Here is a 21,948-nt window from a genome sequence, read left to right as displayed (position 1 = left end):
AATAATCGTATTTTACCTTGATAAATTATATAGTAATTGTTAAACTATATTTGTAAAGAACGAACTATTTAGTTAAAAAGTATATTTTTATATGTTTTTATTCTTAAGGGGGCTATTCGCTTGGATCAATTGATTTACGAAGGAAAAGCTAAAGATGTTTATCAAACTAATGATGAAGAAGTATTAAGAATGGTATACAAAAACCAAGCTACCGCACTTAATGGTAAACGGAAAGAAGAAATATTAGGTAAGGGATTATTAAGCCATCAAATATCTGATATTATTTTTTCTTATTTAATGGCAAACGGTATTAAAACACATTTCATTGAAGATGTTTCTAAAACCGAACAATTAGTTAAAAAAGTTGAAATAATTCCAATTGAAGTTGTTTTACGAAATACTATTGCAGGTAGTTTTGCTCGTAAATTTGATCAAGTTGAAGGAACTAAATTAACAGTTCCTGTTATTGAATACTATTATAAGAATGATGCTCTAGACGATCCTGGAATAAATGAGTCACAAATTTTTGCGTTAAATTTTGCGACTAAAATAGAAATGGACGAAATAAAGAAACAAGTCCTTCATATTAATCAGCTACTGTATAAATTATTTAAAGACATCAATATTGATTTAATTGATTTTAAACTTGAATTCGGTCGGTATCATGGGGAACTTATTTTGGCAGATGAATTTTCACCTGATAATGCACGTTTATGGGATTCGAAGACACATAAATCATTAGATAAGGATATTTTCAGAAAAAACCAAGGTAGCATTATTCCAGTATATCAAGATGTTTTAAACCGACTAAAAAATCGAAATGAGGTCAAATAATGTATAGTGTAAAAGTTTACGTTACATATAAAGAATCAGTTTTAGATCCGCAAGGTCAAGCTGTTAATGAAGCGATTAACCGATTAGGATTCTCAGGTGTTAGTGACGTTCGAGTTGGTAAATATTTTGTGTTAAAGGTTGAAGCAACTGAATTAGAGATAGACCAAAAAATTGATGCGATTTGTGATAAATTATTAGCTAATCCAAATATGGAGCAATATCGTTACGAACTTGAAAAAGTGGAGGCTTAATCATGAAATTTGCAGTTGTTGTATTTCCTGGTTCAAATTGTGATTATGATTTACTTCACGCTATTCGGGATGGTTTACATGAACAAGCTGAGTTTGTGTCGTATACAGAGGAATCTCTTGATGGTTTTGATGGTGTATTACTTCCAGGTGGATTTTCATACGGCGATTACTTAAGAAGTGGGGCAATTGCCAGTTTATCACCCATTATGAATGAAGTGAGACGTTTTGCGGATGAAGGTAAACTAGTGTTTGGAACCTGTAATGGATTTCAAATGTTAACGGAAATGCAACTACTTCCAGGTGCATTAATTCAAAATAAAAATATTAAATTTATTTGTAAGCCAGTTACTTTGGAAATTGTTAATAATCAAACGCGTTTTACAACTGATTATAAAACGCAAACGACAATTGAATTACCAATTGCTCATGGCGAGGGTAATTATTATTGTGATGATGAAACATTAGCTTCTCTTAAGAAAAATAATCAAATTATTTTTAGATATCAAGATAACCCAAATGGAAGTATTGATAATATTGCTGGAATTATTAATGAGCGTGGAAATGTACTTGGTATGATGCCGCATCCAGAACGTGCTATTGAAGCATTGCTCGGTTCAACGGACGGCCTAAATTTATTTAAATCGATGTTAACGACATACACAGAGGGAGTGGGTTAATTTGGTTACAAAACAAGAACCGACGGCACAAATAATTGAAGATACCAAATTATATCAAAATTGGGGATTAACTGATTCAGAATATAAGTTAATTAAAGATGATATTTTAAGTCGTCAACCTAACTATACTGAAACTGGTTTATTTTCAGTAATGTGGAGTGAGCATTGTTCTTACAAAAATTCCCGCCCCGTTTTAAAACATTTTCCAAATTCTGGGCCGCAAGTTTTACAAGGACCTGGAGAAGGTGCTGGTGTTATTGATATTGGTGATGGTAAAGCAGTTGTATTTAAAGCTGAAAGCCATAATCATCCCTCAGCTGTTGAACCCTATGAAGGTGCCGCAACAGGTGTCGGCGGTATTATCAGAGATATTTTTTCAATGGGGGCAACACCTATTGCACTTCTTGACAGTTTACGTTTCGGTGAACTAGATAATGAGCACACTAAGTATCTTGTTTCAGAAATTGTAGCTGGTATCGGAGGATACGGTAACTGTATTGGTATTCCAACTGTTGGTGGAGAAATAGGATTTGATCCTTGTTATGAGGGTAACCCACTAGTAAATGCAATGTGTGTTGGACTGATTGATCATAAAAATATTCAAAAAGGCCAGGCAAAAGGTGATGGAAATCTAGTTATTTATGTTGGTGCTAAAACGGGTCGTGATGGTATTCATGGGGCAACGTTTGCTTCTGATGAATTTGCTGATGATAAAGAAACACAGCGTTCAGCTGTTCAAGTTGGTGATCCATTCATGGAAAAATTATTAATGGATGCTTGTCTCGAACTTATTCTAGATCATCCAGACTGGTTAGTTGGTATTCAAGATATGGGAGCTGCTGGATTAGTTTCGTCAACTGCTGAAATGGCCTCGAAAGCTAAATCAGGGATGGTACTTGATTTAGATAACGTTCCACAACGTGAAACTAATATGTCTGCTTACGAAATGATGTTATCTGAATCTCAAGAACGGATGGTTCTTTGTATTAAACCTGAATTTGAAACTAAAGTTATCAATTTATTTAAAAAATATGATTTAGAAGCCGTTAATATCGGGTATGTAACAGAAAATACGGATTATGTTTTAATACATGAGGGAAAAATTGTTGCTAATATTCCCGTTGATTCTTTAGCAAGTGATGCACCAGTCTATCATAAGGAACAAAAAGAACCTGCAAGAATCAGCAAATTTAAAGCGCAGTCTGATTTTATACCTGAAATAGAAAATACGAAGCAAACTTGGTTAGATTTGTTACAACAACCAACAATCGCATCCAAAAAATCATTGTACGAAACGTACGATTCTCAAGTTAAAGTCAATACAGTGGTTAGACCTGGTAGTGATGCAGGTGTTATTCGAATTAGAGAAACTAATAAGGCACTCGCAATGACAACAGATTGTAATGCGCGTTATATTTACTTGAATCCTAAGGTTGGTGGTCAAATTGCTGTTTCTGAAGCAGCGCGTAACATAGTTGCATCTGGTGGACAACCACTCGCTATTACAGATTGCTTAAATTATGGACGTCCTGAAAATCCAGAAATTTTTTGGGAATTTGATCAAAGTGCTATCGGTATTTCTGAAGCATGTGACTTATTTAATACACCTGTTATTTCTGGTAATGTCTCTTTATATAATGAATTTAATGAACAAGCCATTTATCCAACGCCAATGATTGGAATGGTTGGTTTAATTAAAGATGTTAAAAATATAACAACGCAAGATTTTAAACATGCTAATGATTTAATTTATTTAGTGGGTACAACTTATAATGATTTTAATGGTTCAGAAATTCAGAAAATGACTACTAACGAGATTTCCGGAGATATTAAACATTTTGATTTAAAGACTGAACAAAGTAACCAAGCGTTTGTTTTAGAAGCTATCGAATCTGGTTTAGTCGAAAGTGCACATGATTTATCTGAAGGTGGTCTAGCCGTTGCTTTAAGTGAATCCGTATTTAAAAACGATTTAGGTATTGATATTAATGTAAATATGACAGATGCACAACTTTTCTCAGAATCACAATCGCGATTCATTTTATCGATTAAATCAGAAAATAAGACAGATTTTGAAAATTTAATGAATCAAACTGCTGAAAAAATTGGCTGTGTTACAGCAGACCAATTAATTAACGTGACGACAAAAGGGAGTAAGATAACTCTTACAACTTCTGAAGCCAAACAAGTTTGGGAGGATGCAATTCCGTGCCTAATGAAATAAGAAGTTTAAATGAAGAATGTGGTGTTTTTGGTGTTTGGGGAAATGAAGATGCAAATCAGATTACCTATTTTGGTCTGCATAGTTTACAACATCGCGGCCAAGAAGGTGCAGGAATTGTATCAAATGATGAAGGTAAACTAATTGGTTATAGAGGATTAGGATTACTATCAGATGTTTTTAGAAATCCTGAAAAAATAAAAAAATTAACCGGTAATGCAGCTATTGGACATGTACGTTATGCAACGGCCGGTAGTAACGGAATTGATAACATTCAGCCATTTTTATTTGATTTTTACGATACACAGTTTGCCTTAGCCCATAATGGTAATTTAACTAATGCGGTAACGCTTAGAAATGAGTTAGAGCAAGATGGGGCTATTTTCAAATCAAGTTCGGATTCAGAGGTTTTGATGCACTTAATTCGTCGTTCATCACAAGACACTTTGCATGAACAGGTTAAAGACGCATTAAATCAAGTACATGGTGGGTTTGCTTACTTATTAATGACGTCAAACTACATGATTGCGGCACTTGATCCAAATGGATTTAGACCACTATCTATTGGTCAAATGGTAAATGGTGCTTACGTCGTTGCAAGTGAAACCTGTGCTTTAGATTCTGTTGGGGCAGAATTCGTTCGCGATGTGAACCCTGGTGAAATCGTCACTATTACTGACGAAGGGCTATCAATTGACGTTTATACAACTGAAACTAAAATGTCAATTTGTTCAATGGAATATATTTATTTTGCAAGACCGGATTCGGATATTTGTGGGATTAATGTCCATTCTGCTCGTAAAAGAATGGGTCGCAAACTAGCACGAGAAACGGGTATTGATGCAGATATGGTTATTGGTGTACCAAATTCCTCATTGTCTGCAGCTAGTGGTTATGCAGAAGAAAGTGGCATTCCTTATGAAATGGGATTAGTTAAAAATCAATATATTGGCCGGACCTTTATTCAACCCACCCAAAGACTTAGAGAACAAGGGGTGCGAATGAAATTATCAGCTGTTAAAAGCGTGGTTAAGGGTAAAAAGATTATTTTAGTCGATGATTCAATTGTTCGGGGGACAACGAGTAAACACATTGTTAGATTGTTAAAAGAAGCTGGAGCTGCTGAAGTTCATTTGCGAATTGCGTCACCACCTCTTAAATACCCTTGTTTTTATGGGATTGATATTCAAAAGCAATCTGAATTAATTGCCGCAAATAAATCAATTGAAGAAATGAAGGCTATTATTGGGGCAGACTCATTAGCATTTCTAAGTGAAGCTGGATTAATTGCTTCAATTGGTTTGAATTTAGATGCCCCATATTCAGGACTATGTATGGCTTACTTTAATGGTGATTATCCAACGCCATTATATGATTACGAGGATGAGTATTTAGCAAACTTAACGACAGAAAAGTGAGGACTTCAAAATGGTAAATGCTTATCAAAAATCGGGTGTTGATGTGAATGCAGGGTATGACGTCGTTAATCGAATTAATAAACAAATGTCACTGGTAAATGAAACAAGTTCAGTTGGTGGATTTGGAGGACTCTTTGATCTCAGTCGATTAGGTATTATAGAGCCACTTATGGTTTCAGGTACTGATGGCGTTGGCACCAAATTGATGGTTGCCTTTGAAACAAATCGACATGACACAATTGGGATTGATTGTGTGGCTATGTGTGTTAATGACATTGTTGCTCAGGGTGCAACGCCTCTATACTTTTTGGACTACTTAGCGACTGGCAAAACTGAACCTCAAAAAATTGAAAGTATTATTTCTGGGGTAATTAAAGGATGTCAAACAGCACATATGAATCTTATTGGTGGTGAAACAGCTGAAATGCCAGGGATGTATCAAAAAACACATTATGATATGGCCGGATTTGCGGTTGGTGTTGTTGAAAAAAGTCAATTAATAGATGGTCATTCAATTCAAGAAAATGACATTTTAATTGGAATTTCGTCAACCGGTATTCATTCAAATGGATTCTCACTTGTTAGAAAGATATTTCTTGAAGACATGGCTTTTAATTTAGATGAAGCTTTACCAGAAATACCTAATGAATCACTTGCTGAAATATTAATGACACCAACAAAAATTTATGTAGATGATCTGATTCCTTTATTTCAAGATAATTTGATTAAAGGCGCAGCACATATTACAGGTGGTGGCTTTATTGAAAATATACCAAGAATGTTACCAGAAGGGCTAAAAGCAACAATTAATCTAGGATTATGGCCAGTACTACCAATTTTTGATGCCATCTCTAGATACGGTGAGATACCCCATTCAGAGATGTATGAAATTTTTAATATGGGTATTGGAATGGTTTTGGCTGTTGATAAAGCTAACGTTGAACAGGTGCTGACACAATTAAATAAAGAAACTGTACACGCTTATGAAATAGGCAGTATAGAAATTAAAAATACTGATCAAACGGTCGAATTGGTAGGTAAATAAAATGGTCAAAGTAGCAATTTTTGCATCAGGGACCGGTTCTAATTTTGAATTTATTGCAGATAATCAGGCATTAAAAGATGCAGGATTAGAAATTGAAGTTTTAGTTTGTGATCGACCAAAAGCGGCTGTCATTAAAAAGGCAGCACGTAGAGGAATTCCAACCTTTATTATTCAACCTAAAGACTTTGAAAATCGTAGTCATTATGAACAAGTGATTGTTAATGAATTAGCTAAGTATCAAATCGACACCATTTTATTGGCGGGTTATATGCGTGTGATTACAAGTACATTATTGAGTAAGTATCCGATGGAAATTATTAATATTCATCCCGCAATGTTACCCCTTTTTCCAGGTATTCATGGAATTGAGGATGCGTATAAGGCAGGTGTTAGTGTAACTGGTGTGACGATACACTACATTGACGAAGGTGTTGATACGGGGCCAATTATAGCGCAACAAAGTATTCCTATTTTACCAAATGAAACACTTGAACAATTGGAAAGTAAGATTCATGATGTTGAACACCAACTATATCCAAAGGTGATTCTAAATTTATTAAACAATAAAAAGGGAGATTAATAAGATGAAAAGAGCTTTGATAAGTGTATCTGATAAAACTGGTGTTGCAGACTTCGCTCAGGGATTAATCAAACGTGGATTTGAAATTATTTCAACTGGTGGTACGTTTAATATTTTAAAGGATGCCGATATCGCTGTAATTAGAATTGAAGATGTGACTCACTTTCCAGAAATGCTTGATGGACGAGTTAAAACATTACACCCAATGATTCATGGTGGGTTATTAGCAAGGCGTGACAATCCAGCTCATATGGCTAAATTAGAAGAAGAACATATTGCCTTAATCGATTTAGTTTGTGTAAACTTATATCCCTTTAAAGAAACGATTGAAAAACCTGGTATTACTGAGTCAGAAGCTATTGAGCAAATCGATATTGGTGGGCCTTCAATGTTGCGTTCTGCTGCCAAAAATTTTGAATCTGTTTATGTTGTTGTCGATAAAGCTGATTATCCGTCTGTTTTAGATAAACTCGATGATGATAAAATGGATAATCAGTTTCGTCGACAATTAGCAGCTAAAGCGTTTAGACACACGGCTGCATATGATACTTTAATATCATCTTATTTAACAAAAGAATTAGAAATTGAATTTCCTGAAAAATTGTCATTAACATATGATTTCAAACAAGGAATGCGTTATGGTGAAAATGCACATCAAAAAGCGGCTTTCTATCAATCAGCTTTACCAAATGCTTTTTCGATTGCTGCCGCTAAACAATTACATGGTAAAGAGTTATCGTATAACAATATTAAAGATGCCGACGCTGCTTTAAAAGTTGTCTCAGAATTTAAGCAACCTGCTGTCGTTGCGATGAAACATATGAATCCTTGTGGGGTTGGTACTGGAGAAACGATTAATGCTGCATGGAAAAAAGCATTTGATGCTGATAAAACGTCAATTTTCGGAGGCATTATTGCCTTAAATCGTGAAGTTGATTTAGAAACAGCAACTGAATTACATCATTTATTCCTTGAAATTATTATCGCACCAAACTTCACAGATGCTGCATATGATATTTTAGCTAAGAAGAAAAATCTTCGTGTTATGACAATTGATTTCAGTCAAAAGGACCAAGCTGATAAATATGAATATGTCTCAGTGATGGGTGGCTTACTTGTTCAAGAACGTGATCAAGTCATTGACCAAATGGAAGAATTAAAAACGGTAACTGAAAAATTACCAACAAGTGATGAAAAAGAAGCAATATTATTCGCTCAAAGAATTGTGAAGCATGTTAAGAGTAATGCGATTGTAATTGCAACTAAGGATCAAACACTTGGAATTGGTGCGGGTCAAATGAACCGTGTCGGATCGGTTAAAATTGCGTTAGAGCAAGCACTAGAACATGGGATGGTAGAACCATTTGTCTTAGCTTCAGATGCTTACTTCCCAATGGATGATAGTGTTGAATATGCTGCTGATCATGGTATTACGGCAATTATTCAACCGGGAGGGTCAATTAAAGACCAAGAGTCAATTGATATGGCTAATCGCAAAAATATTGCTATGGTATTTAGTGGCCGTCGTCATTTCAAACATTAAATTGTTAAAATGAGTCTATCTTTTTAACCTATGAAAGGATTATTTTAAATAATGAAAATTTTAGTTATTGGTTCTGGCGGACGTGAACATGCCATCGCACGTAAATTTATTGAAAGTGATACTGTCTCAGATGTTTACTGTTTACCCGGAAACCCTGGGATGAATAACAACGGGATTAAATCTGTGGGTATTGATATCACTAATTGGATTGGCATGACAACCTTTGTCCGTGAAAATGACATTGATTGGACTTTTGTTGGACCAGAAATTCCACTGATAGATGGCATAACTGATTTTTTTCGTGAAGAAAACCTAGTTATATATGGGCCTTCAAAAGCCGCTGCCCAGTTAGAGGGGTCAAAGGAATTTGCGAAACAAGTTATGGCGTCAGCCAATATCCCGACAGCTAACTATCAGACATTTACCGATTACCAGACTGCATTAGATTATATGACGCACCAATCATTCCCAATAGTTATTAAAGCAAATGGATTAGCTGGTGGTAAGGGCGTTATTATTGCTCAAGATCTATCAGAAGCAACTGATGCTTTGCGTTCATTTTTAGTCCAACAACAATTTAATACAACAGAAGTATTAATTGAAGAGTACCTTGAGGGTGAAGAATTTTCATTGATGGCATTTATTGATCGAGATAAAGTTTATCCGATGCCAATTTCTCAAGACCATAAACGGGCATTTGAGGGAGATAATGGTCCTAATACCGGCGGAATGGGCGCATATTGTCCAGTTCCACAAATTTCAGAAGATGTTGTTACGGAATCAATTGAAAAAATTGTTCAGCCAACAGCGGATGAAATGATGAAACGTGGTATTCCATTCACAGGTATTTTATATGTGGGAGTAATTTTAACTAAAGACGGTCCAAAAGTAATTGAATACAATGTTCGGTTTGGCGACCCCGAAACTGAAGTCGTATTACCAAGATTAAAAACGGATTTTGCATTAGTTATTTCAAAATTATTGCAGCATGAAAGTCCATCTTTACAATGGGAAACAGAGGGAATCACTCTAGGTGTCGTTATTGCCGCTGATGGGTATCCAGAAAATCCTGAAAAAAATATTACATTACCCAATTTAAGTGACTTTAAGTCACTTTCCAACAGAATTGATTTTGCAGGTGTAAAATTAGTTGATAAGAAATTAGTTAGTGCAGGTGGACGCATTTATATTATGCATGAATCAGGCGTAGACATGGCAGATGCACAACAGAAACTTTATCAGTTAATTGCTGATTTTGAAGCACACAAAACATTTTACAGAATGGATATTGGTTATAGGGCGAATCTAAAATAAAAAAACGTTCATGTTTACTTATAGTACAAGTAAGCATGAACGTTTTATGAGTTTATGACAGATTAATTAGTGACAATTGAAACATTTGCGGCCTGTAAACCACGGCTACCTTCTTTAATTTCAAATGTTACATTTTGACCAGTTCCAAGTACTTTAAATGCGTCAGATTGTATAGCGGTATAATGGACAAATATCTCTTTTTCATCACCATAAGCAATGAATCCATAACCTTTTTGTGCGCTAAACCATTCAACAATGCCAGATTCCATATCAAACGCCTCCCAAAATTGGTCGTAAAGTTTAAGTACTTCTACAGTATAGGTAACTTTAACCAGTAGTGCAACTAATGACAATCGCAGTTTTCTCAGTTATACTTAAAAGAACTTAATATGAAGGGATGATCAATTTGAACGATATAGAAATTGCACAAAAAAACGTGATGAAACCAATCGAAGAAGTAGCTAACGAGATTGGTTTGAAAAAAACTGATATTGAACCATATGGTAATTTTAAGGCAAAAATAAACTTACCTTTAGATTTACCTAAAAATAAAAATTCTAAGTTAATTCTCGTTACAGCAATTAGTCCCACTCCAGCTGGAGAAGGTAAATCAACCGTAACAGTTGGTTTAGGGGATGCTATGCATCGTTTGAATGAGAAAGTTATGATTGCTCTCAGAGAACCTTCTTTAGGTCCTGTTATGGGGATGAAGGGTGGCGCAACTGGTGGTGGTTATTCTCAAGTTGTCCCAATGGAAGATATTAATTTACACTTTACAGGTGATATGCATGCTTTAACAACTGCAAATAATACACTTGCTGCTTTGATTGATAATCATATTCAGCAAGGTAACGATTTAAAAATTGATCAAAGACGTATCATTTGGAAACGAGTACTTGATATTAACGATCGTGCATTACGCCATGTTGTAGTAGGCCTTGGTGGCCCAATGCAAGGGATACCTAGAGAAGATGGATTTGATATTACAGTTGCCAGTGAATTAATGGCTATTTTGTGTTTGTCAAAAGATATTAAAGATCTAAAATCAAGAATCAGTGATATTGTTGTAGCATACAATATAGATAAAAAACCAATTACAGTTGCTGATTTAGGTGTAACTGGTGCAATTAGTTTGTTATTAAAAGATGCAATTAAACCTAATTTAGTTCAGACTTTAGAGCATACACCTGCCATTATTCACGGCGGACCTTTTGCTAATATCGCACATGGCTGTAATAGTGTTCTTGCAACACAAACTGCCTTACAATTGGGCGACTATGCAATTACGGAAGCGGGATTTGGGGCTGACTTAGGTGCTGAAAAATTTCTTGATATCAAAACACCAATCTTAGGTAAGACACCTGATACAATTGTTCTTGTTGCTACAATCCGCGCTTTGAAAATGCATGGCGGAGTTGCTAAAACTGAATTGAATACTGAAAATGTTGCTGCTTTAAAAGCAGGATTTGTTAATTTAAAGAAGCATGTTGAAAGTATGCAGCGTTATGGCATTCCAGTTGTTGTTGCTATTAACAAGTTTACTGCTGATACAGATCTTGAAGTCCAAACTTTGATTGAACTTACCTCTGAAATTGGTGTTTCCGCTATACCTGCAGATGTTTGGGGACAAGGTGGTGCCGGTGCTCTTGATTTAGCAAAAAAGGTGATTGAAACAACGAATGAGATTCATGAATTTAAAGCATTGTACGAGGCTGATGATTCTGCTGAAACTAAAATTGAAAAAATTGTTAAAACGATTTATGGTGGCGCTAAAGTTGAATATGCACCTAAAGCAAAACAGCAATTACGTCAGTTTAAAGAATTGGGATGGGATAAATTACCTATTTGTATGGCAAAAACACAGTATTCATTGTCAGATAATGCTAAACTGTTAGGAGCACCTACGGAATTTACAATTCATATACGTGAATTTAATCCTAAATTAGGATCGCGTTTCTTAGTTGCACTAACTGGAAATGTCCTAACGATGCCTGGATTACCTAAAGATCCAGCTGCAAATCATATGGATATTGACGATAATGGCCTAATTTCAGGGTTATATTAATTAAGAATTAAGAGGATTTAATATGATTTTATATGCATTATTAGCAATAATTATTTTAGTTGTAGATCAAGTAGTGAAATACGTGGTTTCAGCTAATATTGCGTTGAACACGAGTCAAACAGTTATACCTAATTTTTTATCGATTGCTAATATTAGAAACGATGGTGCAGCTTGGAGTTTACTGGCTGGAAAACAATGGTTCTTTTTTATTGTTTCTGTTTTAGCATTAGGATTAATGATTTATTACTTTTATAAATATAGAACAAACATGGGCTATAAGTTCAGCATTACATTGATGATTGCTGGAACATTAGGCAACTTTATTGATCGATTGAGATTTGGTTATGTTGTTGATATGTTTCAAACAGATTTTGTTAACTTTCCAATTTTTAACGTGGCGGATACTGCGTTAACAGTTGGCGTTATCATTTTATTAATAATTGTTTTAAAGGAAGACGATAAATGACAGAATTAGTAATTCAAGATGAGACAGGACGTCTCGATAAGGTTATTGCGAAGTTAATGCCTGAAATATCTAGATCAAAAGTACAACGCTGGATTGAAAGTGGCGATATTTTAGTTAATGGTAAAACAGAAAAGACTAAATATGCCGTCCAACCAGGAGATAAAATTAATTTAGTAGAACCTGAACCAGTTGAGTTAGATTTAATACCACAAGATATCCCATTAGACATTGTTTATGAAGATGATGATGTTATTGTTGTGAATAAACCGCAAGGTATGGTTGTTCATCCATCACCGGGGCATGCAGATGGTACATTAGTTAATGCATTATTATTCCATAGTCCTTTATCAACAATTAATGGTGCCTTTAGACCAGGAATTGTTCATCGAATTGATAAGGATACTTCTGGACTTTTAATGGTTGCTAAAAATGATAAAGCACATCAATCATTAGCTGCTCAATTGAAAGCAAAAACGAATATTCGTGAATATATTGCTTTAGTACACCAACCGATTAAAGAAGAATCAGGAATTATTAAAGCACCACTCGGTCGTTCACCAAAAGATCGTATGAAGCAAGCGGTTGTTAAAGATGGACGTCCAGCAGTGACACATTTTAAAGTGGAAAAAAATTATGAAAACTACTCACTTATTAAGTGTCAGTTAGAAACAGGTCGTACACATCAAATTCGTGTTCACATGCAATATATTGGGCACCCAGTTGTAGGTGATCCCTTATATGGGTCACGTAAAACAATTAAAGGGCATGGTCAATTTTTACATGCAGCTAAGCTTGGATTTAAGCATCCAACAACGGGTAAAGAGCTTATTTTTGAAGTACCAATCCCACCTATTTTTAAAAGTACGCTGGATTATCTTGACAAAACAAACGCTATCAGGTAACATGAAAATCAATAAAGTTCCTTTAAAATAGTCCTGTGAGACTAAAAGGTAATGTGCGAATAGATTTCTTTTCTAGAAGTCTGCCTCTTAGTCTAAGTATTTTTAGATTAGGGGGCTTTTTTATTGGAAAAAAGGAGGAATACTAGATGGCAAAAGAAGTAGTAGATTCGTTAGGTATGAAACGTGCTTTAACCAGAATGACATACGAAATTATTGAAAAGAATAAAGGTATTGATAATCTGGTACTGATTGGAATCAAAACAAGAGGCATCTATTTAGCAAGACGAATTGCGGATCGCTTAAAACAACTTGAAGGTGCTGATGTTTCAGTGGGTTCACTAGATATTGCACTTTATCGTGATGACCGACATGATGCAAGTTTAGGTAATGAACCAACTGTTAATACGCAAGGTGAACAAATTGATTTTGATATTACAGGTAAGCAAGTTATATTAATTGATGATGTTTTATATACTGGACGTACAATTAGAGCTGCACTTGATGCTTTAATGGATCAAGGAAGACCTCAAACTATTAATTTAGCCGTTCTTGTTGATCGAGGCCATAGAGAATTACCAATAAGAGCTGATTATGTTGGGAAAAATATTCCTACCTCGTCAGATGAACAAGTATCAGTTTCAGTAGAAGAAATTGATGGCAAAGACTCAATTGAAATTGAAAGAATTAAATAATAAATCGTTAAGATGTTCCAGAGAGAGCAAACGATTTAGAAATCTATTAGGGAATAACGTAGGCCCAAACTAGATTTCAACTTCGAACGCATCTCTCTATAGAGGTGCGTTTTTTATATAGAAAGGAAATGAGAAAATGAAAGAAAAGTTTAGAAATGATGATGCTGTACTTGATATCCATGATAGACCATCATTTGGGCAATGGATGGGATTATCAATTCAACATTTGTTCACGATGTTTGGAGCAACAGTTTTAGTACCTATTCTAGTCGGTTTGAACCCAAGTATTGCTTTATTTAGTTCAGGTGTAGGTACTTTGGTTTATATCGGAATTACAAATGGTAAAATTCCAGCTTACCTTGGTTCAAGTTTTGCTTTTATTGCGGTTATGCAAATGTTAATGAAAACATCCGGTTATCCGGCGGTTGCTCAAGGAACGATTGCAGCTGGATTAGTTTATCTGATTGTTTCAATTATTATCGGAAAAGTTGGTTCAGGTTGGCTTGATCGTATTTTACCACCAGTTGTCGTGGGGCCAGTTGTCATGGTCATCGGATTATCTATGGCAACAACAGCAGCAAGTAACGCGATGTTAAAATCGGGTACTTATGATATTAAATATGTTTGGGTCGCAATCTTCACCCTGGCCATTACAATATTTTTCAATATGTATCTTAAAGGATTCATTAGTTTAATTCCCATTTTATTAGGAATTGTCTGTGGCTACATTATGGCCGTCTTATGTGGAATCGTTGATTTTTCTACGGTAGAAAAGGCAAATTGGCTTACATTACCTGCATTCGATGTTGCATTTATAAATTACCAACCTAAAATTTATTGGAGCGCCATTATTGGTATGGCACCAATCGCATTTGTCACAATGACTGAGCATATGGGTCATATAATGGTTTTAAATAAATTAACGAAAAGAAACTTTTTCAAGGATCCTGGACTAAATAGAACCCTTTTCGGTGATGGTGTATCATCAATTATTGCTGGATTTGTTGGAGGTCCTCCAACAACTTCGTACGGTGAAAATATTGGTGTTTTAGCCATGACTAAGGTTCATAGTATTTGGGTGATTGGTGGCGCCGCATTCTTCGCCATTGTCTTTAGTTTCGTTGGAAAAATTAGTGCTTTGATTCAAAGTATTCCAGGACCAGTTATTGGTGGTATTAGTTTTCTACTCTTTGGTGTTATTGCTTCAAGTGGGTTAAGAATCTTAATCGATAATCAAATTGATTATGATAAAAAGCATAATCTGATGATTACTGCCAGTATCCTAGTGTTAGGAATTGGTGGCATGTACTTAAAAGTAGGCGATTTACAATTAACAAGTATTGCACTTGCAACAGTAGTAGGTATTGCACTAAACCTTATTTTACCTAAAGAAGCTAAAAGCGAAAAATAATAGGAGATGATATTTTGTTAGATAAAAAGACAAATTTAGTTCAGTTACAACATTTAGTATCAATCGAGGATCTATCTACAGAAGAAGTTGAAGCATTAATTGAAAGAGCTGAAAAGTTTAAACGAAATCCGTCATTATTTAACTTAAAACATCCTATCTTTACAACAAATTTATTTTTTGAAAATAGTACCAGAACACATAGTAGCTTTGAAGTAGCTGAGCAACGTATGAAATTAAACATTGTCTCATTTAATCCAAGTATTAGTGCACTCAGTAAAGGTGAAACTTTATACGATACTGTTTTAACAATGGGTGCTATTGGGACTCAAATCGCAGTTATCCGCCATCCTGAGAATGAATATTATCAACAATTAATTGGTGATAATGATTTGGGAGTTGGTATTATCAATGGTGGAGATGGGAGTGGACAACATCCTTCACAATGTTTACTCGATATGATGACGATTAAAGAAGAGTTTGGGACATTTAAAGACTTAAAAGTTGCAATTGTAGGAGATTTAACTAATTCGAGAGTTGCTAAAAGTAATATGCAATTATTAAAAAAATTAGGTGCTTCATTATACTTTTCAGGTCCAAAGGAATGGTTTTCTGAAGAATTTGAAGCATACGGTCAGTATTTAGAAATGGACGAATTAGTTGGTGAAGTTGATGTTATGATGATGCTACGTGTCCAACATGAGCGTCATACGGATGATAGTAAATTTTCGAAAAAGAATTATCATGAAAAATTTGGATTAAGTATTGAACGCGGTAAAAAATTAAAAAAACAAACAATTATTATGCATCCGGGTCCGATTAATAGAGATGTAGAATTAGCCAGTGAATTAGTTGAATGTGAACAATCACGATTTGTAAAACAAATGACGAATGGGGTATTTGTTAGAATGGCCATTTTAGAAGCTGTCATTAACGGACGTCATTTAATGGAGGCTAATAGAGCATGAAGAAATTAATTAAAAACGGAACCGTTTTTTTGAATCATAGTTTTAGCCAACAAGATATCTTGATTGAAGACGACAAAATTAAAGCAATTGGCACTAATTTAGCTGATGAACTGTTAAATGTTGATTTAGTTATTGATGCAGAACATTTAATTGTTGTACCCGGGTTAATTGACGTTCATGTCCATTACAGGGAACCTGGATTTGAATACAAAGAGACGATTAAGACAGGAAGTCAGGCCGCTGCCCGAGGTGGTTTTACCACAGTAGGAGCCATGCCTAATTTAGATCCTGTTCCTGATACGTTAGAACATTTTGCTGAAATAAAGCGACGTAATCAAAAAGACGGACAAGTACATATTTCCCAATATGCTGCAATTACCAAAGGTAGAACTTCTGAAGAATTAGTAAATTTTGGAGAATTAAAAAAAGCCGGGGCATTCGCCTTTACAAATGATGGCTCAGGTATTCAGACAGCTGGAACAATGTATCTTGCAATGAAAGAAGCAGTAAAGGTTAATTTACCACTTGTCTCTCATGTTGAAGATAACTCATTATTATTTGGTGGCGTCATGAACGAAGGTGTTCGTGCAAAAAATCTAGGGCTACCTGGTATTATGGGGGTTGTAGAATCATCACAATTAGCCCGAGATTTAATGCTTGCACAAAAAACGGGTGTTCACTATCATATGTGTCACGTTTCTACAAAAGAAAGTGTGGAATTAATTCGACTTGCTAAGAGTCATGGAATTAATGTTTCCTGTGAAGTTTCACCACATCATTTATTATTAACGGATTCAGACATTCATATGGATAATGGTAATTTTAAAATGAACCCCCCATTACGAACTGAAGAAGATCGCCTAGCTTTGATCGAGGGATTATTAGATGGCACAATCGATATGATTGCGACAGATCATGCACCACATAGTGAAGATGAAAAACGCGGTAGCATGCTTAATGCCGCTTTTGGTATAACTGGAAGTGAAACGGCCTTTCCGTTGTTATATACAAGAATGGTTAAAACAGGGATTTTAACATTAGCCCAACTTATTGTTCTAATGAGTGAAGCGCCAGCCAAACAGTTTAATCTAAATGGTGGTACGTTTGAGCCTGGTTCAGTAGCAGATATTGCAATTTTTGATATCAAAAATGAGCAAACAATTAATGAAGCAGATTATGTCTCAAAAGGTAAAAATAGTCCTTTTACAGGGCAAAAAATTTATGGGAAAACAATGTTAACGCTAGTTAGCGGTGAAATCAAATATGATAGTCGAAAGGTTGAGTAAATCATGAAACGATTCTTAATTTTAGAAGACGGAAGTATTTTTAAAGGATTTAGTTTTGGAGCAATGGCCTCAACTACTGGCGAAGTCGTTTTTACGACTGGAATGACAGGGTACCAAGAAACGATTACAGATCAATCATTCAGTAATCAAATTATCACGTTTACTAATCCTATTATTGGTAATTATGGTGTTAATTTGGATGATTATGAATCAATAGAACCTTCATGCAAGGGCGTTATCGTTAATAATGTTGCTAGGGTTTCTAGCAATTGGCGTCAACAATTAACCTTAGATGAATTTTTAAAACAGAAGGATATTCCTGGAATATATGGCATTGATACACGCGAATTAACAAAGAAATTACGAAATGTAGGAACGATGAAAGGAAGCATTATTGATTCCGATGCTGATTTAAATCATGCCTTTGATGCAATGAGTGCAACTGTACTCAACCAAAATATCGTCCAACAAGTTTCAACGATTAAACCCTATCCTAATCCTGGAACAAAATTAAACATTGTATTAGTCGATTTTGGGTTAAAGCACAGTATTTTGCGAGAGTTATCTAAGCGTGATTGCAACGTAATTGTTTTACCGTATAATGCAACTGCAAAACAAATATCTGATTTACAACCTGATGGTGTCCTATTATCGAATGGGCCAGGGGATCCCAAAACTTTACCGGAGGTTGTTGAGATGATCAAAATGATACAACCTAAATTTCCGATTTTTGGTATTTGTTTAGGACATCAGTTACTAGCACTAGCAAACGGTGCAGATACATATAAAATGAAATTCGGACATCGTGGATTTAATCATCCGGTTAGAGAAATTGCAACTGGACGAATTGATTTCACCTCACAAAATCATGGATTTGCGGTGGATAGCGATTCTATCGATTCAGATAAACTGATAGTGACACATCGTGAAATTAATGACGAGTCTGTTGAAGGAATTAAACATAAAACTGATCCAGCATTTAGTGTCCAATTTCATCCGGATGCTGCGCCTGGTCCACATGATGCAGATTATTTATTTGATGAATTTATTGAAATGATAAACCGAGTTGGGAGAAAATAAATATGCCTAAGAGAAATGATATCCATAAAATAATGGTTCTTGGATCTGGTCCTATTATTATTGGTCAGGCCGCAGAGTTTGATTATTCTGGTACACAAGCTTGTTTATCTTTAAAAGAAGAGGGTTACGAAGTTGTTTTAGTGAATTCCAATCCAGCTACAATTATGACGGATAAAGAAGTTGCAGACGAAGTGTACATTGAACCTTTAACGGTAGAATCAGTTTCAGGTATTTTACGTAAAGAGTATCCAGATGCCATTGTACCAACTTTAGGTGGTCAAATTGGCCTTAATTTAGCTATGGAATTGTCTCAATCAGGTATATTAGATGAATTAAACATTGAATTATTAGGTACTAAATTAAAATCAATTGATCAAGCTGAAGATCGTGAACAATTTAAACAATTAATGCAAGAGTTAAATGAACCCGTTCCGGAATCACTAACTGTTGAAACCTTAGAGAGTGCGCTAGAATTTGCAGATATTGCAGGATACCCAGTTATTGTTAGACCTGCATTTACAATGGGTGGGACTGGTGGTGGTCTATGTAAAACAGCTGAAGAACTTAGTAAAACGGTTGTTAATGGATTAGAGCTATCACCAACAACACAATGCTTGATAGAAAAGAGTATTGCAGGATACAAGGAAATTGAATTTGAGGTTATGCGAGACCACGCTGATAATGCAATTGTTGTTTGTAGCATGGAAAATTTTGATCCTGTTGGTATTCATACAGGAGACTCTATTGTCTTTGCACCAACTCAAACCTTATCTGATAGAGAGTATCAGATGTTACGAGACGTATCCTTGAAATTAATTAGGGCCTTAAAAATAGAAGGTGGTTGTAATGTACAACTTGCTCTAGATCCTCATAGTTTTAAATATAATATTATAGAAGTTAATCCGCGTGTAAGTCGTTCATCAGCATTAGCTTCAAAAGCAACGGGATACCCAATTGCGAAGATAGCTGCCAAAATAGCAGTTGGATTGAATTTAGATGAGATTTTAAATCCAGTGACTAAAACAACTTTTGCTGAATTCGAACCAGCATTGGACTACGTTGTTGCTAAAATACCACGTTGGCCATTTGATAAGTTCAATCGAGCAAATCGTTCACTTGGAACGCAAATGAAGGCAACTGGTGAGGTTATGGCAATTGGTCGTAATATGGAAGAAAGCTTGTTAAAAGCAGTTCGATCTTTAGAAATTGATGAAGATTACTTGTGCTTAGATAATGCTCAAAATGCAACTGACTCCCAACTTGAAAACCAGTTGGTTAATGCAACTGACCAGAGATTGTTTTATTTAACAGAAGCAATACGTCGCGGGTACACAATTGAAGAAATTGAAAAACTAACAAAAATAAATTTAGTCTTTTTGGATAAATTAAAACACATAGTCGAAATTGAAATGTCGCTAAGTATCAATATTAAAGATATTGACGTCCTTATTGAAGCTAAAAAACATGGTTTTAGTGATAAAGTTATTGCTGATATTTGGCACGAAACTTCGGAGGATATTAGAAAGTTTAGAATAGAAAATAATATTATTCCAGTTTATAAAATGGTTGATACCTGTGCTGCGGAATTTGAATCAGCCACACCATACTTTTATAGTACGTACGAACATGAGAATGAGAGTTTAAAGAGTAAAAAACAAGCAATTATGGTTATTGGTTCTGGTCCCATTAGAATTGGTCAAGGTGTTGAATTTGATTACGCAACAGTTCATTGTGTTAGAGCTATCCGTGACGCAGGATATGAAGCAATTATCATGAATAGTAATCCAGAAACCGTTTCAACTGATTTTTCAATCGCTGATAAATTATATTTTGAACCATTAACATTGGAAGATGTTTTAAATGTGATTGATGTTGATAAACCTTTAGGTGTAATCGTTCAGTTTGGTGGACAGACAGCAATTAATCTTGCTGCGGGATTACAACAGTATGGCATTAAAATATTAGGAACGTCTGTTAACAATTTGGATCGTGCTGAGGATAGAGAGTCATTCAACCGAGCGATTAAGCATCTAGGATTAAAACAACCCATTGGTAAGACTGCAATAACACAAGAAGATGTGCTTAAGCGAGCAACAGAAATCGGTTATCCCGTTCTTGTTAGACCTAGCTATGTTTTAGGTGGACGTGCAATGGAGATTGTTCAAAATCAGGTTGAACTCGAATTATATTTGCTAAATAACGTTAAAATCGCACCACAACATCCAATCTTAATTGATAGTTATCTTGAAGGTATTGAGTGTGAAGTAGATGCAATTTGTGATGGTGTTTCTGTCTTAATTCCAGGAATTATGGAGCATATTGAACATGCTGGAATTCATTCAGGCGACTCAATGGCTGTATATCCATCACAACATCTATCAGACAAGATTAAAGCAGAAATCGTTAATGCAACTAAAAAGATTGCACTTGAACTAAAATGTGTGGGATTAATGAACCTTCAATTTATTGTGCATCAAGATGAACTTTATATTTTAGAAGTTAATCCACGTGCCAGTCGTACCGTTCCATTTTTAAGTAAAGTAACAGGTATTAAAATGACCCAGGTAGCGACTAAAATTATATTAGGTTATGATTTGCAAGAACAAGGTTACCAGGATGGTTTATACCCAGAATCTAGTTCTGTTCATGTAAAAGCGCCTGTGTTCTCATTTAGTAAATTGAATGATGTTGATCCATTTCTAGGACCAGAAATGAAATCAACCGGGGAAGTTATGGGAACGGATCAAACATTTTCTAAAGCACTCTGCAAAGCATTAGTAGCCGCTAATATTAGTTTATCAGGTAATGGTTCCGTATTAGTAAATGTTAACGACAAAAATAAAAATGCTATATTACCACTTGTTCAACGATTTGTTTTACTTGGTTACAAAGTTTTAACATTACCAAAAATGGTTGATTTCTTTTTAGATAATCAGATTAAAACGTTTACCAGTACAGAGGCATTAAGCGTTAACCGACAATTAGATGATATTAATAATTTGTTACAAACTGGAACCGTTCAATTTGTTATCGATACACTATCAGATGATCACGATAAAGCATCATATGGTTATCAAACGCGTAAAATATCAGTAATGCAACATATTCCATTGTTTACATCTTTACAAACTGTTGATGTACTTATTCAAGCGTTAGAAAGCCAGTCATTTTCAGTAGCAGCACTATAAAAATTAAGGG

19 protein-coding genes are annotated in these 21,948 nt (G+C 35.1%); 18 read left to right on the top strand and 1 reads right to left on the bottom strand.

The features are described 5' to 3' along the window. The first annotated feature begins 114 nt into the window (after positions 1-114). The 9 genes from purC to purD are packed head-to-tail and all read left to right on the top strand — an operon-like array spanning position 115 to position 9,883. The gene (purC, locus tag AC1RP4_RS02570) at positions 115-834 is read left to right on the top strand and encodes a phosphoribosylaminoimidazolesuccinocarboxamide synthase (protein ID WP_481761407.1); all 720 of its coding nucleotides are present in this window, start codon (positions 115-117) and stop codon (positions 832-834) included. Next, positions 834-1,085, top strand: coding sequence for a phosphoribosylformylglycinamidine synthase subunit PurS (gene purS, locus AC1RP4_RS02565; RefSeq protein WP_409022561.1), 252 nt, complete (start codon positions 834-836; stop codon positions 1,083-1,085). The genes purC and purS overlap by 1 nt, the downstream gene beginning before the upstream one ends. Positions 1,086-1,087: 2 nt before the next feature. Then, positions 1,088-1,762, top strand: coding sequence for a phosphoribosylformylglycinamidine synthase subunit PurQ (purQ, locus tag AC1RP4_RS02560; protein WP_481761300.1), 675 nt, complete (start codon positions 1,088-1,090; stop codon positions 1,760-1,762). Between the two features lies 1 nt (position 1,763). After that, positions 1,764-3,986, top strand: a complete 2,223-nt coding sequence (gene purL / locus AC1RP4_RS02555) for a phosphoribosylformylglycinamidine synthase subunit PurL (protein ID WP_481761301.1) — start codon at positions 1,764-1,766, stop codon at positions 3,984-3,986. After that, positions 3,971-5,401: an amidophosphoribosyltransferase gene (gene purF / locus AC1RP4_RS02550; protein WP_481761302.1), complete on the top strand. Its 1,431-nt coding sequence runs from the start codon at positions 3,971-3,973 to the stop codon at positions 5,399-5,401. The genes purL and purF overlap by 16 nt, the downstream gene beginning before the upstream one ends. A 10-nt stretch (positions 5,402-5,411) precedes the next feature. Beyond that, a complete protein-coding gene (purM, locus tag AC1RP4_RS02545) occupies positions 5,412-6,446 on the top strand; it encodes a phosphoribosylformylglycinamidine cyclo-ligase (protein ID WP_481761303.1) in 1,035 nt (344 codons plus the stop codon). Between the two features lies 1 nt (position 6,447). Continuing rightward, a complete protein-coding gene (purN, locus tag AC1RP4_RS02540) occupies positions 6,448-7,026 on the top strand; it encodes a phosphoribosylglycinamide formyltransferase (RefSeq protein ID WP_481761304.1) in 579 nt (192 codons plus the stop codon). A 4-nt stretch (positions 7,027-7,030) separates the two neighbouring features. Next, complete coding sequence (gene purH, locus AC1RP4_RS02535; protein WP_481761305.1) at positions 7,031-8,569, top strand: bifunctional phosphoribosylaminoimidazolecarboxamide formyltransferase/IMP cyclohydrolase; 1,539 nt, start codon at positions 7,031-7,033, stop codon at positions 8,567-8,569. Positions 8,570-8,620: 51 nt separating this feature from the next. Further along, positions 8,621-9,883: a phosphoribosylamine--glycine ligase gene (gene purD, locus AC1RP4_RS02530; protein WP_481761306.1), complete on the top strand. Its 1,263-nt coding sequence runs from the start codon at positions 8,621-8,623 to the stop codon at positions 9,881-9,883. Positions 9,884-9,945: 62 nt separating this feature from the next. Here the strand turns inward: purD and AC1RP4_RS02525 are convergent, their stop codons facing one another. Next, a complete protein-coding gene (locus tag AC1RP4_RS02525) occupies positions 9,946-10,152 on the bottom strand; it encodes a cold shock domain-containing protein (RefSeq protein ID WP_409022794.1) in 207 nt (68 codons plus the stop codon). Between the two features lie 137 nt (positions 10,153-10,289). Here AC1RP4_RS02525 and AC1RP4_RS02520 point away from each other — a divergent pair, with 137 nt between their 5' ends. The 9 genes from AC1RP4_RS02520 to carB all read left to right on the top strand — a co-directional run bounded on the left by AC1RP4_RS02520 (position 10,290) and on the right by carB (position 21,938). Next, positions 10,290-11,948: a formate--tetrahydrofolate ligase gene (locus AC1RP4_RS02520; protein WP_481761307.1), complete on the top strand. Its 1,659-nt coding sequence runs from the start codon at positions 10,290-10,292 to the stop codon at positions 11,946-11,948. Between the two features lie 22 nt (positions 11,949-11,970). Next, positions 11,971-12,414, top strand: coding sequence for a signal peptidase II (gene lspA / locus AC1RP4_RS02515; protein WP_481761308.1), 444 nt, complete (start codon positions 11,971-11,973; stop codon positions 12,412-12,414). Continuing rightward, complete coding sequence (locus tag AC1RP4_RS02510; RefSeq protein ID WP_409022551.1) at positions 12,411-13,316, top strand: RluA family pseudouridine synthase; 906 nt, start codon at positions 12,411-12,413, stop codon at positions 13,314-13,316. The genes lspA and AC1RP4_RS02510 overlap by 4 nt, the downstream gene beginning before the upstream one ends. A 146-nt stretch (positions 13,317-13,462) precedes the next feature. Next, positions 13,463-14,008, top strand: a complete 546-nt coding sequence (gene pyrR, locus AC1RP4_RS02505; protein WP_481761309.1) for a bifunctional pyr operon transcriptional regulator/uracil phosphoribosyltransferase PyrR — start codon at positions 13,463-13,465, stop codon at positions 14,006-14,008. A 136-nt stretch (positions 14,009-14,144) separates the two neighbouring features. After that, positions 14,145-15,419 carry a solute carrier family 23 protein gene (locus AC1RP4_RS02500; RefSeq protein WP_481761310.1) on the top strand — a complete coding sequence of 425 codons (1,275 nt, stop codon included), beginning with the start codon at positions 14,145-14,147 and terminating at the stop codon, positions 15,417-15,419. A gap of 14 nt (positions 15,420-15,433) precedes the next feature. Continuing rightward, entirely contained in the window at positions 15,434-16,384 is a 951-nt protein-coding gene (locus AC1RP4_RS02495; RefSeq protein ID WP_481761311.1) for an aspartate carbamoyltransferase catalytic subunit, read from the top strand. Continuing rightward, positions 16,381-17,670 carry a dihydroorotase gene (locus AC1RP4_RS02490; RefSeq protein WP_481761312.1) on the top strand — a complete coding sequence of 430 codons (1,290 nt, stop codon included), beginning with the start codon at positions 16,381-16,383 and terminating at the stop codon, positions 17,668-17,670. Before AC1RP4_RS02495 ends, AC1RP4_RS02490 begins: the two co-directional genes overlap by 4 nt. A gap of 3 nt (positions 17,671-17,673) precedes the next feature. Continuing rightward, positions 17,674-18,750 carry a carbamoyl phosphate synthase small subunit gene (locus AC1RP4_RS02485; protein ID WP_481761313.1) on the top strand — a complete coding sequence of 359 codons (1,077 nt, stop codon included), beginning with the start codon at positions 17,674-17,676 and terminating at the stop codon, positions 18,748-18,750. A 2-nt stretch (positions 18,751-18,752) separates the two neighbouring features. Further along, positions 18,753-21,938, top strand: coding sequence for a carbamoyl-phosphate synthase large subunit (gene carB, locus AC1RP4_RS02480; RefSeq protein WP_481761314.1), 3,186 nt, complete (start codon positions 18,753-18,755; stop codon positions 21,936-21,938). Positions 21,939-21,948 lie beyond the last annotated feature (10 nt).

The sequence above is a fragment of the Dellaglioa sp. CoH-56-MRSF-10 genome (assembly GCF_056782175.1).
This window is presented reverse-complemented; position numbering and strand designations above follow the sequence as displayed.

Coding starts and splice junctions, on each gene's coding strand:
- purS (WP_409022561.1), top strand. CDS start 834: ATGTATAGTGTAAAAGTTTACGTTACATATAAAGAATCAGTTTTAGAT.
- purQ (WP_481761300.1), top strand. CDS start 1,088: ATGAAATTTGCAGTTGTTGTATTTCCTGGTTCAAATTGTGATTATGAT.
- purM (WP_481761303.1), top strand. CDS start 5,412: ATGGTAAATGCTTATCAAAAATCGGGTGTTGATGTGAATGCAGGGTAT.
- purN (WP_481761304.1), top strand. CDS start 6,448: ATGGTCAAAGTAGCAATTTTTGCATCAGGGACCGGTTCTAATTTTGAA.
- purH (WP_481761305.1), top strand. CDS start 7,031: ATGAAAAGAGCTTTGATAAGTGTATCTGATAAAACTGGTGTTGCAGAC.
- purD (WP_481761306.1), top strand. CDS start 8,621: ATGAAAATTTTAGTTATTGGTTCTGGCGGACGTGAACATGCCATCGCA.
- AC1RP4_RS02525 (WP_409022794.1), bottom strand. CDS start 10,152: ATGGAATCTGGCATTGTTGAATGGTTTAGCGCACAAAAAGGTTATGGA.
- lspA (WP_481761308.1), top strand. CDS start 11,971: ATGATTTTATATGCATTATTAGCAATAATTATTTTAGTTGTAGATCAA.
- AC1RP4_RS02510 (WP_409022551.1), top strand. CDS start 12,411: ATGACAGAATTAGTAATTCAAGATGAGACAGGACGTCTCGATAAGGTT.
- pyrR (WP_481761309.1), top strand. CDS start 13,463: ATGGCAAAAGAAGTAGTAGATTCGTTAGGTATGAAACGTGCTTTAACC.
- AC1RP4_RS02500 (WP_481761310.1), top strand. CDS start 14,145: ATGAAAGAAAAGTTTAGAAATGATGATGCTGTACTTGATATCCATGAT.
- AC1RP4_RS02490 (WP_481761312.1), top strand. CDS start 16,381: ATGAAGAAATTAATTAAAAACGGAACCGTTTTTTTGAATCATAGTTTT.
- AC1RP4_RS02485 (WP_481761313.1), top strand. CDS start 17,674: ATGAAACGATTCTTAATTTTAGAAGACGGAAGTATTTTTAAAGGATTT.
- carB (WP_481761314.1), top strand. CDS start 18,753: ATGCCTAAGAGAAATGATATCCATAAAATAATGGTTCTTGGATCTGGT.